This window comes from Gemmatirosa kalamazoonensis, assembly GCF_000522985.1.
Classification (GTDB): domain Bacteria; phylum Gemmatimonadota; class Gemmatimonadetes; order Gemmatimonadales; family Gemmatimonadaceae; genus Gemmatirosa; species Gemmatirosa kalamazoonensis.
This window is the reverse complement of the sequence record NZ_CP007130.1, coordinates 173680-188133: the sequence shown is the minus strand read 5'-3', so window position 1 is coordinate 188133 and position 14454 is coordinate 173680. Positions and strand designations below refer to the sequence as shown.

Genomic DNA, 14454 nt, shown 5'->3' with positions numbered 1-14454 from the left:
CTCATGCAGAACCGCTGGTCCGCGGCCGAGGCACGCCGCTTCGTCGACGACTACGGCCGGCAGAGCCACGGTGCGGACCTCGCGCTGCGGGTGTACACCTCGCGCCTGCTCGGCGCCGAGCCATCGCTCGTGCTGCACGGCGGCGGCAACACGTCGGTGAAGACGCGCGTGCGCGACATCGCGGGCGACGAGGTCGAGGTGTTGTGCGTGAAGGGCTCCGGCTGGGACCTGGCCGCCATCGAGCCCGCGGGGCTGCCCGCCGTGCGGCTCGCGCCGCTGCGCCGGCTGCAGGCGCTGGATCGCCTCAGCGACGAGGACATGGTCAACGCGCTCCGCTGCAACCTGCTCGACGCCATGGCGCCCACGCCATCGGTGGAGACGCTGCTGCACGCGTTCCTGCCGCACGCGTACGTCGACCACACGCACGCCAACGCGGTGCTCGCGCTGTCCGACCAGCCTAACGGTCTCGAGATCTGCCGCGAGGTGTTCGGCGACGCGATGACCGTCGTCGAGTACGTGATGCCCGGGTTCCGACTGGCGAAAGCGGCGACGCTCGCGTTCGAGCAGCAGTCGGCCGTGGAAGGCCTCGTGCTGCACAAGCACGGCATCTTCACGTTCGGCGACAGCGCCGAGCAGGCGTACGAGCGGATGATCCGCATGGTCACGCTGGCCGAGGCGCGTATCGCGCGCGGCCGCGTGGTGGTGCCGGCGGCGGCGTCGTTGCCCGCCTCGCCGGCCCCGGCGGCGGACGTGCTGCCCGTGCTGCGCGGTGCGTGTGCCGAGCCGCTGGGGGACGGTCGCTACCGTCGCTTCGTGGCGAGCCTGCGCGACGGTCCGCAGGCACTCGCCTTCTGCAACCGTGCCGACCTGTCGGAGGCCGCGTGGCGCGGCGTCGTCACGCCGGACCACACCATCCGCATCAAGCACCGCCCGCTGGTGCTGCGCGCGCCCGAGGCCGGGAGCCTCGACGCGTATCGTGAGGACGTCCGCCGGCGCGTGGCGCAGTACGGCGACGACTACCGCGCGTATTTCGAGCGCCACGACGCACGTTCCGGCGATGGGGAAGGCAGAAGGCGCACGATGCTCGATCCGCTGCCGCGCGTCCTCTTGGTGCCCGGGGTGGGGGTCGTCGCGTTAGGCACGTCCAAGTCCGAGGCCGACATCGTGGCCGACGTCGCCGAGACCACCATCGCCACGTTAGGCGCGGCCGAGGCGGTGGGGCGCTTCGAGCCGCTGCCCGAGGCCGAGCTCTTCGAGATGGAGTACTGGTCCCTCGAGCAGGCGAAGCTGGGGAAGACCGCGGAGCGGCCCTTGGCCCGGCAGGCGGCGCTCGTCACCGGTGGCGCGGGAGCGATCGGTGCGGCGACCGCGCGCCTGTTCGCGCGCCAGGGCGCGGAAGTGGTCGTGCTCGACCTCGACGGCGAGGGGGCGCAGCGCGTCGCGCAGTCGTGCGGCCGTCACGCGCTCGGGCTCGCGTGTGACGTCACCGATCCGCAGGCCGTGCGCGCGGCGTTCGACGCGGCGTGCCGACGGTTCGGGGGCGTCGACATCGTCGTGTCCAACGCCGGGGCCGCGTGGGAGGGCGCCATCGCCACGCTCCCGGAGGACGTGCTGCGGCGCAGCTTCGAACTCAACTTCTTCGCGCACCAGAGCGTCGCGCAGAATGCCGTGCGGGTGATGAAGGCGCAGGGGACCGGCGGCGCGCTGCTCTTCAATGTGTCCAAGCAGGCGGTCAATCCCGGCCCGGGCCTCGGCGCCTATGGCGCACCGAAGGCGGCCACGTTCCTGCTCGCGCGGCAGTACGCGCTGGAGCACGGCGCCGACGGCATTCGCGTCAACGTTGTGAACGCGGACCGCATCCGAAGCGGGCTGCTGACCGACGCGATGATCGCCGCGCGGGCGTCGGCGCGCGGCGTGGACGAGGCCGCGTACATGCGAGGGAACCTGTTGCGAGAGGAAGTCAGCGCCGAGGACGTCGCCGAGGCGTTCCTGCACCAGGCGCTGGCGATGAAGACGACGGGCGGCGTGACCACGGTGGACGGCGGCAACATCGCGGCGGCGCTGCGGTAGCTGGCATGTGGGTGATGTCCGCGATACGTCCCGGGCGCCTCACGCCGCGTGCTGCCGCGGGATCCATGGGCGCGTCCTCGGCATCGAGCGCTCGACGCCCGTCACGATTCATCCGAAGCGAGACGGGAGCGAGCATCGCCAGCGCCGGTCGGTGTCGTATCGACACCGGAGCGCGAAGCACCACGGTTCAGTCGGTGCGCATCGCCACGACGGGGCCGACGTTCGCCGCCCTCGTCGCCGGAAACCAGCTCGCCCCGACTGCCACCGCCGCCAGCCCGAGGCCGACGAGACCGAAGGTGATCGGATCCAGCGGGTCGATCTGAAACAGCATCGACCGCATCCAGCGCGTCACGGCGACCGCACCGAGGCTTCCGATCACGATTCCGATGAGGGCGAGTGACGCACCCTGACGGACCACGAGGAGGAGCACGTCACGAGGTACCGCGCCCAGCGCGATGCGAATTCCCAGCTCGCGTGTGCGCTGGGCGACTGAGTAGGCGATCAGTCCATAGATGCCGACTGCCGCGAGGCTGACGGCGACCGCCGCGAACGCGCCGAGCAGGAACATGTTGAACTTCCGGTCGGCGATCGACCTGGCGAGCATGTCGCTCATCGGTCGCAGCCCCGCGACCGGCATGCGCGCGTCGAAGTCCTTCACGGTCGAGCGCACCGGGTTGATCGATCGACGCGGATCACCGGACGTGCGGACGAGGTAGCTCGTGCCGCGCACCTGTCCGGCGGCGGGTCCCGTGTTGATCTGCGCCGCCGGGATGTACACGGCGAGCGGTGGGTTCTCGTCCGCGAGACCACCCTGCTTCACGTCGCCCGCGATGCCGACGACGGTGCGCCACGGCTGCGGGGAATCCGGCCCGCCCCACTTGAACTGCCGGCCGATGGCGTTGCCTGCGTAGTACCGCTTCGCGACGGCCTCGCTGACGATCACGACCGGCACGCTGCCAGGATCGTCGGCCACCGTGAACGCGCGCCCGAGCCGCAGCCGGATCCCGGCGGCCTCGAAGTATCCGGGGTGCACGAGACTGAGCGCGACGACGGGCATCTTGTCAGGCGGCGGCCCGACCGCCGGATCCGGCGTGAAGACGATCTGCGACCCTTCGGTGAGCGGGATGTCGGTGGCCGCGCCGACCGCCGCGACGCCGGGGATCGCCCGCAATCGGTCGGCGAGCAGCCGCTCCGACGTGATCGCGGCGTCGTGCGTGGGGTAGCGCGATTCGGGGAAGTTCACCCGGAACGTCAGGAGTTGATCGACGTCGAAGCCAGGATCGACCGCGCGCAGATGCAGGAAGCTGCGCACCATCAGTCCCGCCCCCACCGTCAGCAACAGGGCGATCGCGATCTCCGCCACCACCAGCCCGCTGCGCGACGTTCCCGCGCCTCGCGCCGACGCTTCCCGCTCTCGCAGGCTCGTGTGGAAGTCGTCGTGCCCCGCGAGGCCGGGGAGCACCGAGAAGACGATTCCCGTCAGCGCCGTCACCGCCGCCGTCGCGGCGACGACGCGCCAGTCCAACCCGACGTCGTAGCCGTTCAGCGAGGCGTTGGGATCGAGCCGCGTCAGCAGCACCGCGCCGTAGTGTCCTAACAGGAGCCCGAGGGCGCCGCCGGTGGCGACGAGGACGATGCTCTCCGTGAGGAACTGCCGCGCCAGGCGGGATCGCGACGCGCCGATCGCGCGACGCACGGCGATCTCACGCTGACGCGCGACGGATCGCGCGACGAGCAGGCTGGAGACGTTGAGGCAGGCGATGAGCAGGACGAGACAGACGGCGGCCAGCAGCACGAGCAGCGGCCGCCGGACCGGTCCGACGATCGTCTCGCGCAGGGGCGCCGCTTCCGCCAGCACCCGTTCGGTGGCGCCGCGATACATGTCCGGATACCGCTGCGGCAATCCGGACGCGACGCTGTTGACCGCCGCCGACGCCTGCGCGACCGTCACGCCGTCGGCCAGACGGCCGAACGCCCAGGTGCCGTAGCGATCCGCGCGCGTCTTCAGCACGTCCGGCGTCAGCGCGTACAGCGCGAACACCTGCGCCGGCTCGGCGCCGATGGCGCCGATGGGGAACTGCACGTCCGGCGGCATGACGGCGGCCACCGTTGCGACGCCGTTGCCGAACGGCATCGACTTGCCGACGACGTCCGGATCCCCGCGAAGGTGCGTCTGCCAGAACGCGTGGCTGACGATGACCTCCGACGCGGCGCTCGCGGCAGTCGGGTCGCTCGCGTTCGCGGTCCACGTCGCAGGCACGCGGCCGAGCGCCGGCTCGCGCCCGAGGACGCGCAGGAAGTTTCCGGAGACGAGCGCGCCCTGCGCCCGCTCGAGCGCGCCGTCGGGCGCGGCCACGGTGAACGTGCGCTGCTCGTAGATCGCCGTCGCCTGGAAGATGCGTCCGTCCAGCGCGCGGTAGTCGAGCAGCTCGGGCGCGGAGATGCCGCGCAGGAAGCCCGGCCCCTGCTTCGGCAGCCCGTCGTTGATGGCGACCACGCGGTCGACGTCGCGATACGGGAGCGGACGGATCAAGACGCCGTTCACGATCGAGAAGATGGCGCTGTTCGCGCCGATGCCCAGGGCGAAGCAGAGAATGGCGGCGGCCGAGAGCACCGGCGTGCGGCGCAGCTGTCGCACGGCGAACGAGACGTCGCCGCGCAGAGTGTCGAATCGCTCCAGCATCATCGTCTCCGCTCCCGTTGATGGTCGACCGATGGTCGACGTGTCCTGTGCGCGCGCCGATCGGCCGCCTAACGCGGCCGGCGCCCCGCGACGCCGAGCAGCTGCCCCTGCGCGAACAGCCATTCCTGGGCAAGCAGCCGCGAGAGGGGCTGCCCAACCGTGAGCACCGCCCCGGCCGCTCGGCTCGGGCGCCCCGTCCGCGGCGCGTTCGCGAGGACCGCCAGCCGGACCGTCGCGCGTCCGTCGAGGCGGGCGTTAGGCGGCACGAGCAGCCGGGCGACAGTGCCCGGCTCCACGCGCCCGAGGAACCACTCGCGCGTCTCCTCGACCACGTAGACGTCGAGCCGGTCGAGTGTCCCGTTGTCGAGCCGGAACGTCTGCGGTGCGGTGGCGCCGGCTGCGGTGCGCGGCGCAGCCCGGCCGGTGGACGCCGCGCAGCCGCCGAGGACGGCGAGGAGCGCGATCCCGCTGCATGACGGCAGAACGTGAGATCGCGACACAGATCGAGCGCGCATCGGCCGCCTCCCATAGAATGTCTCTGGGGAGGATAGACTCGTCCCCTAGAATGTCAATGAGAAAAGTGACCAACGGGCCCGCGGCGGCGACCGCTCAGTCGGCGCGGATCGCGACCGTCGGGTCGATCCGCAACGCACGGCGCGCCGGCAGGTAGCTCGCCAGCGCCGCGACGATCAACAGCAGCGTGGCGCTCACCGCGAACGTCGGCACGTCGAACGGGTCGGTGTCGAACAGCAACGTGCGCATGACGCGGCTCAGCACGAGCGCGGCCGCCAGACCGATCACCACACCGACGCACGCAAGCGCCACGGTCTGCCCCACGACGAGCCGCAGCATGTCGGACACGCGCGCGCCCATCGCCAACCGGACGCCCATCTCCCGCGTGCGCTGGATGACGGAGTAGTGGAGCACGCCGTACACACCGGTGGCGGCGAGCGCCAGCGCGACGAGCGCGAAGAGGCCGAGCAGCAGCGCGTTGAACTTGCGCCCAGCGATCGTCTGCCCGACCACAGCGTTCATCGGCTGCAGGTCGACCACCATCAGCCGCGGATCGACCTCGCGCACCGCCGTGCGTATCGGCGCGCTGAGCGCCGCCGGCGTGAGGTCCGTGCGCACGAGGAACGACATCACCCGGTACAGACTCGCGCTCTGTCCGGTGTCCTGCTGGAGCACCGGCTCGTAGACCGCCGCGGACGGCTCCGCGTCGAGCTGGCGGTGCTTCACGTCCGCGACGACGCCGACGATCGTCTTCCAGGGGTGCTCCGCGTCGCGTCCGCCCCACTTGAAGCGGCGGCCGACTGGATTGGGCGTGCCGTAGTACTTCGTGGCCATCGTTTCGTTGACGATCACGACATCGCGCGCGCCCTCGACGTCGCGCTCCGTGAAGTAGCGCCCGGCGCGAAGCGGGATGCGCATGGTCTCGAAGAAGCCGGGCAGCACGACGCTGTTCGTTGCCGCGGGCGAATGCTCGAGCGACGGGCCGTCGGGCGCGAAGGTGATCTCCCAGAGTCCCTGCATCGGAAGCGGAGCCGTTCCACTCGCCGCCTGGACCCCGGGGATCTGGCGCAAGTGCACGAGGACCTGCATCTCCGCGTGCTTCACGCGGTCCGCGTTCGGGAAGCTCGCCGTGGGGAACGTTGCGGTGAACGTGACGAGATGCTCGGGGTCGAAGCCCGGGCTGAGCGCGCGCGCGCGGGCGAAGCTGCGCAGCGTCAGGCCGGCGCCCACGGTCAGCACGAGCGCCATCGCCACCTCAGCGACGATGAGCGCGCGGCGCGCCTGGTGGCGTGTACGCGTCGCGGTTCCGGAGCGGCCTCCGTCTCGTGGCGCCGGACCGGTCGCCGACGCGCGACCGCGCAGGCCGGGGAGCACGGAGAAGACGAGTGCGGTGAAGACCGTGAGCCCGGCCGTGGCGGCGAGCACGCGTCCGTCGATGCGCACGTCGAACGCGCGGTAGAAGCTTCCCGGCGCGGACGCGACCAGCATGCGCGTGCTCCAGTGAGCGGCGATCACGCCGAGCACGGAGCCGGCGCCCAGGAGGATCAGCGCCTCGGCGAGGAATTGCTGCGCCAGACGTCCGCGGGTGGCGCCGAGCGCACCGCGGACGGAGATCTCGCGATGTCGCGCCGACGCGCGCGCCACGAACAGACTGGCGACGTTGATGCACGCGATGAGCAGCACGAAGCTCACCGCGCCGAGGAGCACGAGGAGCGGCCGGCGCGACGTGCCGACGGCGGCCTCACGTAGGCTCTTCACGTGCACGAGCAGCGGGCCGTCCACGCTCGCGAGCGGGCCGTAGCTGTCCGGATAGCGCCGCGGCATCTGCCGCGCGATCTCGGCGAGCGATTCCTCGGCCTGCGCCACGCCGACGCCGTCTTTGAGGCGGCCGAACGCGATGCGGCCGAAGTTGTCGGCGCGTGCGCTCATGATCGCGGCCGAGAAGACGAACGGCACGAAGACGTCGCCGACCGGGAGGCCGAGCCCCGGGACGGGAAAGGAGAAGTCCGGCGGCATGACGCCGACGACTTCCGCCGTACGCCCGCCGTAGAACGTGATCGTCTTGCCGACGACCCCGCGATCGCCGCCGAAGCGGCGCTTCCAGAGCGCGTCACTGAGGATGACGACGGCCGGCGCATCGACCCGCGTGTCGCCGTCGACGAACGCGCGGCCGAGGGCGGGCGCGACACGAAGCACGCGAAAGGTCGACGGCGTGATCGCCGCTCCGTGCACGACCTCGGCGTCGCCGCCGAGGGAGAGCGTCACGGCGCTCGCCTGCATGAGGGCAAGCGCGTCGAACGTGCGGCCCTCCGTCTCCTTGAAGTCGATCAGGTCCGGAGCGGAGATGGCGTTGAAGTCGACGGCGAGCTTCGTTAGGCCCTCGCTCACCATCACGAGCCGCTCCGAATCGGGGAACGGGAGCGGACGGAAGAGGACCGCGTTGACGACGGAGAAGATCGACGTGTTCGCGCCGATGCCGAGGGCGAAGCAGAGGAGCGCGGCGCAGGTGAGCGGGAGGTTCCGGCGAAGCTGGCGCGCGCCGAAGCGGACGTCGCCGACGAGTGCATGCACGACGTCGGCGATCGTGCGCCGGCGGGCGTCCCGCTTCTCGATCGCCATGACTTCGCCGCGATAGCGCGTGAGGTCGCCGAATCGCTCGAGCGCGGCAGTGCGCGCGGCCTCGGGAGCGATTCCGTCGGCGATGTAATCCTCGATGCGCGCCTCGATGTGGAACGCGATCTCGTCGTCGAGGTCGCGCTGCGGATCCGGGCCCCAGAAGCGAAGGTAGCGCCAGGCGGACTTCGCGGTGCGGCTCATCGAGCCCACGCGGGGCGATTGGGCGACGTCAGGACGGCGGAGACGGCCTTCGTAAAGTCGGACCAGGTGCTGGCTTCGGCGGCGAGCGCCTCGCGACCCTTGGCGGTGATCTCGTAGTACTTGGCGCGCCGGTTGTTGCGCGAGAGCCCCCAGGAAGACTTGAGCAGCTTCCGCTTCTCCAGTCGGTGGAGGGCGGGGTAGAGCGAGCCCTCCTCGACGCGCAATACGTCGGCCGTGACGTCCTGGATCCAGCGGGCGACGTCGTAACCGTGGGCGGGCCCCCACGAGAGCGTTTTCAGGACGAGGAGGTCGAGGGTGCCCTGAAGGAGGTCGAGTGAGGTCACGGTGGCCTGGCTTCTCCCATAGAATGTCTTTGCTAACGTAGGAGCGCCCCGTAGACTGTCAATGGGAGAAGAGGCACCCGGTCACCGCGGCGGCTCCGCCGTCGAGTCGACGACCGAGCGCGCGGCGTGCTTCGACGCGGCGTAGGCCGCCTTCGTCGGCAGCGCGAAGAGCGCGAAGTCACTCAGCACGTTGCAGATCGCCGCTGGCTCGCCGCGTCGTACCGCCGCGCGGAGATGCCGGAGAAACGCGCGGCAGCCGTGCACGACGCCCCAGAAGTTGACCGCCATCGCGTCCTCGATGCGGGCCACGGGCAGGTCCTCGACCGTGCCGGCGACCGAGATCACCGAGTTGTTTACGAGCAGATGCACGATGCCGTGCATCGTCGCGACCGCGTCCGCGCCGGCCTCGTCGAGACCGCGGAGCGTGTTCCACGCGTCCTCGGCGACGTCATGGAGTGCCGCGCTCACTTCGCGCATCGACAGGCTCGTATAGCGCATCGGTCTCGGGCGCGCGCGGAGTGTGCCGGGGTTGCAAGCACGCGAAGGAGCGGGAACGAGCTCCCGGAAGTCTGACCTCCGCGCGCTGCTGCGGTCGGTTCACGGCGGCAGCCGCTCGAACGACCAGAACGACCCGGGCGACATGTGCGTGATGCGGCCGGCGCTGTCGGCGCGGAACGCGATGTAGCCGGAGCCGTCGTCGCGCACGAACAGCAGTGGCTCCGCCTCGATCCACCGCCGTCCGGAGAAGCCGAGCGTGCCGTCGGCGTTCGCCGTGACCGTCATCGTCAACGGTGCGGCGCGCGCGCCACAGCTATGACACGACGTGGTCCACGCATATCGACCGGCGAATCGCTCGGCGCGGGCTGCCGCGTTCGGCGGCGCGGGCGGGACCGCGAGGTGGGTCCGGGCGCGCGGGAAATAGCGCGTCAGCAGCGCGTACTTCAACTCGTCGCGCAGCGTGCTCTGCTCGCCGTGCGAGACGACGAAGAAGCCGGCGCGCGCCTCCGGGATCATGAGCAGGAGCGAGCTGAAGCCCGCGACCTGGCCGCCGTGCTCGAGGACGCGCACGTCGCCCACGTAATCCTCGTAGAAGCCGAGCGCGAACCCGGGGAGACGTGGATGCATCGTCGCGTGCTGCCGCTGCATGTAGCGCGTGGCGCGCGGGCTGAGGATGCGAGCGCCTTCCAGCTCGCCGTCGTTCAGCTGCGCCAGCAGGAAGCGGCTCATGTCCGCCGCCGTGCTGTTGACCGACGACGCGGGCGTCGTGTGATACCACTCCCACGGCGCCGGCTCCGGCGCGCCGTTGCTCACCTCGTACGGGACCGCGACGTCGTGCGCGAACGCGGTCGGGATGGCGACGTTCGTGCGCGTCATGCGCAGCGGCGCCCACACGTTGTGCGTGAGGTAGTCCTGGTAGTCCGATCCAGAGACCTCCTCCAGCAGCTCTCCGGCGAGCGTGATGCCGTACGTCGAGTAGCTGATCGTCTCGCCCGGCGGCCGCACGCGCACGAGCCGTCCGCGAAGGAACTCGGCGAGCGTGAGTACCTCGGTCGGCGACGCAGCCTGAGTCCCGGGACGTATCTCGTCGAGCCCCGCCGTGTGGTCGAGCAGCTGCTCGGCGGTGACCGGCGCGCCGAACGCGTCGGGGACGCGCACCTTGCGCAGCACTTGATTCACGTCGCGCGTCATCTCGAGCCGTCCGCGGTCGGCGAGCTGCACGACCGCGGTCGCGGTGAACACCTTGCTGATGGAGCCGATGCGGAAGATCGTGGACTCCGCGCTGACGCGGCGGCCACTCGCGACGTCGGCAACCCCGTAGCCCTTGAGGACGAGCGTCCGGCCGTCCTGCACGAACGCGAACGCCGCGCCGGGCAGGTGCGTGCGCGCGAGATGGGCGGTCACCACGGAGTCCACGAACCGCTCGAGGTCGCGGGCGTCGATCGTTCGCGAGTCGACGTCGGCCCGTGTCGCCGCATTCGTGCGCGTGGGCGGGGTGGCGGACGATGCCGCCGCGCACGCCGCGGCGACGAGCCCGACGCTCGCGATCATCGACGCACGGAGCAGCGCGCGCACGGCGTCAGCTCCCCGGGTTCCGCAGCGCGCGCACCGGATCGAGCCGCGCGGCCGCGGTGGCCGGGAGTGCGCTGGCCAGCGCCGCGGCGGTGGCGAGGACCACGACGACGGCCGCGTACGTCGCGGCGTCCGTGGGTGCCACGTCGTAGAGGATCCCCGTCAGGTAGCGCGAGAGCGCGAGCGCGGCGACCGCGCCTAACGCCGTGCCGGCGAGGGCGAGGCGCAACCCGTGGCCCACCACGCGCGCGAGGATGCGCGAGCGACCCGCGCCGAGGGCGAGCCGGACGCCGATCTCGCGCGTCTGCTGCGCGACGCCGTACGCGACGATGCCGTACACGCCGACCACCGCGAGCACGAGCGCCGCACCGGCGAACAGCGCGAAGACGAGCGACGTGAGACGGGGCTGCGCCGCCGCGTCGGCGACGAGTCGCTCGAGCGGCTGCACCTCGGCGACCGGGAGCGCCCTGTCGATCGCCCAGATCTCGCGTCGCACCGCGTCGGCGGCGCGCATCGGGTCGCCGCGCATGCGCAGCGTGAGCCACATCGAGCCCCACGCGTTCTGGTGGTACGACAGGTACATCATCTCGCGCGGCTCCGCCTCGAGCGTGCCGTCGCGGATGTCGCCCACCACGCCGACGACCGTCCACGGATCCTTGTTGCCCTGCGCCAGGACCTGCCTGCCGATCGGATCCTCGCCGGGCCACACCCGGGCCGCCATCGCCTCCGAGACGACGATCACCGTCGGGGCGTCGCGCGCGTCGGACTCGGCGACCAGCCGGCCCCGCTTCAGGCGAATGCCTAACGCCGCGAAGTAGCCCGGCGTCACGGCGCGCCAGTCGGCCTGGCGGTACGCCCCGGCGTCGGCGCGGCCGGGGACCGTGAACGGCGTGCTCGTGCTCCCGCCGCTGAATGGCGCGACGTTCGTCGCGCCCGCCGCCCGCACGCCGGGAAGCATGGACAGCCGCCGCACCACCTCGCTCCAGAAGACGTCGCGCCGCGCCTCGTCGCCGTAGCGCGCGTCGGGGAGCACGAGCTGCGCGGTGAGCACGCCGCCCGGGTCGAACCCCGGGTCGACGCGCATCAGCCGCACGAAGCTGCCGCCGATGAGTCCCGCGCCGACGAGCAGCAGCGTCGCGAGCGCCACCGACCCGACGATGAGCGCGCCGAGCGCGCTGCGCGCGCCGCTCGCCGCCGCCACCCGACCGCCGCCGCGCAGCAGCGTCGCCAGGTTCGTGCGCGACGCCTGCACCGCCGGCGCGAGCCCGAAGAGCAGCCCGGTGAGCGCCGACGCGCCCACGCCGAACGCGAGCACGCGCCAGTCGACGCGCATCTCGTCGAGGCGCGGCACGGTGTCCGCCGCGGCGCCGCGCAGCGCCGGCACGAGCACGAACGCGAGCGCGATGCCGACCGCGGCGCCTGACGCGGCGAGGACGAGGCTCTCGGTCAGGAGCTGGCGCGCGAGCCGACCGCGCCCGGCGCCTAACGCCGCCCGGAGGCCCATGTCGCGCTGCCGCGCGGTCGCGCGCGCGAGCAGCAGGTTCGCCACGTTCACGCACGCCATGAGCAGCAGCAGCCCGACCGCTGCGAGCAGCACGAGCACTCGCGTCCTGAGCTCCGGTCCCACGATCCAGTCGGCGACCGACGCGACGGTGACGCCCCAGTCGGCGTTGCTCTGCGGGTACTGCCGCGACAGCTCGCCGGCGATCCCGCGCAGCTCCGTGGTCGCCGCCGCGACGGCCACGCCCGGCTTCAGCCGCCCGACCACGCTCAGGATGTGGTTCCCGCGGGACGCCTCGGTCGACGGCGCGTACGGCAGCCACAGCTCGCGGCGACCGGGGAAGTCGAACCCGGCCGGCATCACGCCGACGATCTCGTAGGCGCGCCCGTCGAGCGTGATGCTGCGGCCGACGGCGCGCGCATCGGCGCCGAAGCTCCGCCGCCACAGCGCGTCCGAGAGCACCACGACGCGGCGCACGTCGCCCGGGCGCGCGTCGTCGTCGACGAGCGCGCGGCCGAGCGCCGGCGCGACGCCAAGCACGCGGAACAGCGCGGGCGTGGCGACGGCGCCGCGCAGCCGCTCTGGGTCCCCGCCCCCGGTCAGGCTGGTGACGGTGCCGGCGTACGCCGCCAGCTCGGTGAAGCTCCGCGCGCGTGCACGCCAGTCGAGGTAGTTCGGCTCGGAGACCCCGAAGCGGTCGATCGTCGGGTTGGCCTCCCACACGCGCACGAGCCGGTCGGGCTCGCGGAAGGGGAGGGGGCGGAGCAGCACCGCGTCGACGATGCCGAAGATGGTCGTCGACGTGCCGATGCCCAACGCGATCGTGAGCGCGGCGACGACGGCGAACACGGGATTCGCGCGGAGGTGGCGCGCCGCGTACGTCGCGTCCTGGCGCAGCTCGGCGATCCGGTCGGTGAGCTCCATGGCGCGGTCCCGCTCCTCGCCTAACGTGCGGCAGGTGGAGGCAATCTGCGCGACGTCGCCGAAGCGGCGGAGGGCCGCCTCGCGCGCCGCGCCGGGGTCCATTCCCGCGGCGATGTTCTCCGCGGTGCGCATCTCGAGGTGGTACGCCAGCTCCGCGTCGACCTCGCGCTCGACGGGCACCTTCCAGATCCGGGCGCGGAGCTGCCGCGTGAAGCGGCCGAGCCTCGTCATGGACGCCTCCGTCTCGTGTCTCGCGTTTGCGTATTGCGCGCCGGGGGTCAGTTCGCGTGCAGGATCTTGCCGACGGCGGTCGTGAACTCGTTCCACTGCGCGAGCTCCAGGCGCAGCCGCGCGCGTCCCGCGGGCGTGAGGCGGTAGATCTTCACCTCGCGGTTGTTCTCCGAGAGCCCCCACTCGTGGGCGACCCACCCCTTCTTCTCCATGCGGTAGAGCGCGGGGTAGAGCGCGCCCTCGCCGATGGTGAGCACGTCGTCGGTGGACGTTTGGATGAGCCGCGCGATCCCGTAGCCGTGGCGCGGCCCCCACGAGAGCGTTTTGAGGACGAGGGTGTCGAGCGTGCCGTGCAGGAGCTCCGACGCGTCGGCCATGCCGATACCTCGAGGATTGAGGCCTCAGTAGTCGAGGCATACCATACGGCACGCGCGCGAAAAGAGCAAGGCGTGGCGCACTCGTGTTCCGTGCATTCGGCCCCGCGCGCGTTCGCGTCCGCGTATCGTTAGGCGCCGTCGGGCGGCCGGGCGGCGACTCGTCTCGGGTCGCTCGAGCGGCGTCCCGTCGCCGTGACATCCGGCGGCGGTGCTCGCATATTCGCCGCTCCCTCTCCTCGCCGGAAACCGCACCATGTCGCTCCTCTCGGCCGCTGGCCGCGACGCAGACGGCCGGGACGATGCCTTCGAGCGTCCGCCCGCCCGCGCGGTTGAAGCGCGACGTCACGCTCGACGCCGCGCGCGCAGCTCGTGGTCGTGACGCCGGGCTACTTCGAGGCGATCGGGATCCGTCTCGTGCGTGGTCGTCTGTGGGTCCCGACGACGTTGCGCGTGGTCGACCCGTCGTCGCGGTGGATGAGACGCTCGCACGCCGCTTCTTCCCCGGCGCGCGGGCCGTCGGCCAGCGGCTGCGCGTGGGCACGACGATGGGCGCCGACACCGCGCTGCGTGAGATCGTGGGCGTCGTCGCGAGCGTGCGCGCGGCGAGCGTCGCCGAGCCGCACGGGTGCTTCGATCCCGAGTCGCGCGCACGACAGCTTGAGCTCCTCCACGCGCGTCGCGCCCAGGTCCTCCACGGGCCCGACCGATGGATGCGCCTTGCCAGCCTCGCCGTCGGTGGCGCAGACGAGCGTCACGCGCACGCCGCGCTCGCTCAGGTGCGCGAGCGCTCCGCCGTGCAAGATCTCGTCGTCGAGACGTCGTCACCCGGCGTGCCAGGAACGAGGACGCGCCCGGCCGATGAGTCCCGCTACCTCGACGTCATGGGCATCCGGCCGTTTTCCATCGGCAGTGGCGCGCTCCGCT

The 14454-nt window shown here is 72.0% G+C and carries 10 protein-coding genes; 1 reads left to right on the top strand and 9 read right to left on the bottom strand.

The window, feature by feature from the left end; all coding sequences use genetic code 11:
* Positions 1-3: 3 nt before the first annotated feature.
* Complete coding sequence (locus J421_RS28680) at positions 4-2070, top strand: bifunctional aldolase/short-chain dehydrogenase (protein WP_025414560.1); 2067 nt, start codon at positions 4-6, stop codon at positions 2068-2070.
* A 187-nt stretch (positions 2071-2257) separates the two neighbouring features.
* On the opposite strand, the gene J421_RS28675 is transcribed toward J421_RS28680, so the two are convergent.
* The 9 genes from J421_RS28675 to J421_RS28635 all read right to left on the bottom strand — a co-directional run bounded on the left by J421_RS28675 (position 2258) and on the right by J421_RS28635 (position 14330).
* Complete coding sequence (locus tag J421_RS28675) at positions 2258-4753, bottom strand: ABC transporter permease (RefSeq protein ID WP_158508960.1); 2496 nt, start codon at positions 4751-4753, stop codon at positions 2258-2260.
* A gap of 68 nt (positions 4754-4821) precedes the next feature.
* Positions 4822-5268 (bottom strand): hypothetical protein, encoded by a 447-nt coding sequence (locus J421_RS28670; RefSeq protein ID WP_148306608.1) that lies wholly within the window; start codon positions 5266-5268, stop codon positions 4822-4824.
* 94 nt (positions 5269-5362) lie between these two features.
* Positions 5363-8083, bottom strand: a complete 2721-nt coding sequence (locus tag J421_RS28665) for an ABC transporter permease (protein ID WP_148306607.1) — start codon at positions 8081-8083, stop codon at positions 5363-5365.
* The gene (locus tag J421_RS28660; protein WP_025414556.1) at positions 8080-8427 is read right to left on the bottom strand and encodes a PadR family transcriptional regulator; all 348 of its coding nucleotides are present in this window, start codon (positions 8425-8427) and stop codon (positions 8080-8082) included. The genes J421_RS28665 and J421_RS28660 overlap by 4 nt, the downstream gene beginning before the upstream one ends.
* 81 nt (positions 8428-8508) lie before the next feature.
* On the bottom strand, positions 8509-8904 hold the full coding sequence (locus J421_RS28655; RefSeq protein ID WP_158508958.1) for an SDR family NAD(P)-dependent oxidoreductase: 396 nt from the start codon (positions 8902-8904) through the stop codon (positions 8509-8511).
* Positions 8905-9024: 120 nt separating this feature from the next.
* The gene (locus J421_RS28650) at positions 9025-10500 is read right to left on the bottom strand and encodes a serine hydrolase domain-containing protein (RefSeq protein ID WP_025414554.1); all 1476 of its coding nucleotides are present in this window, start codon (positions 10498-10500) and stop codon (positions 9025-9027) included.
* A gap of 4 nt (positions 10501-10504) precedes the next feature.
* A complete protein-coding gene (locus J421_RS28645; RefSeq protein ID WP_025414553.1) occupies positions 10505-13153 on the bottom strand; it encodes an ABC transporter permease in 2649 nt (882 codons plus the stop codon).
* A gap of 47 nt (positions 13154-13200) precedes the next feature.
* Entirely contained in the window at positions 13201-13530 is a 330-nt protein-coding gene (locus J421_RS28640) for a PadR family transcriptional regulator (protein ID WP_025414552.1), read from the bottom strand.
* Between the two features lie 386 nt (positions 13531-13916).
* Entirely contained in the window at positions 13917-14330 is a 414-nt protein-coding gene (locus J421_RS28635) for a PIG-L family deacetylase (RefSeq protein ID WP_025414551.1), read from the bottom strand.
* Positions 14331-14454: the final 124 nt, after the last annotated feature.

Bases quoted from the DNA above. Each gene is read 5' to 3' on its own strand.
- J421_RS28680 (WP_025414560.1), top strand. From the start codon at position 4: ATGCAGAACCGCTGGTCCGCGGCCGAGGCACGCCGCTTCGTCGACGAC.
- J421_RS28675 (WP_158508960.1), bottom strand. From the start codon at position 4,753: ATGCTGGAGCGATTCGACACTCTGCGCGGCGACGTCTCGTTCGCCGTG.
- J421_RS28670 (WP_148306608.1), bottom strand. From the start codon at position 5,268: ATGCGCGCTCGATCTGTGTCGCGATCTCACGTTCTGCCGTCATGCAGC.
- J421_RS28665 (WP_148306607.1), bottom strand. From the start codon at position 8,083: ATGAGCCGCACCGCGAAGTCCGCCTGGCGCTACCTTCGCTTCTGGGGC.
- J421_RS28655 (WP_158508958.1), bottom strand. From the start codon at position 8,904: ATGCGCGAAGTGAGCGCGGCACTCCATGACGTCGCCGAGGACGCGTGG.
- J421_RS28645 (WP_025414553.1), bottom strand. From the start codon at position 13,153: ATGACGAGGCTCGGCCGCTTCACGCGGCAGCTCCGCGCCCGGATCTGG.
- J421_RS28640 (WP_025414552.1), bottom strand. From the start codon at position 13,530: ATGGCCGACGCGTCGGAGCTCCTGCACGGCACGCTCGACACCCTCGTC.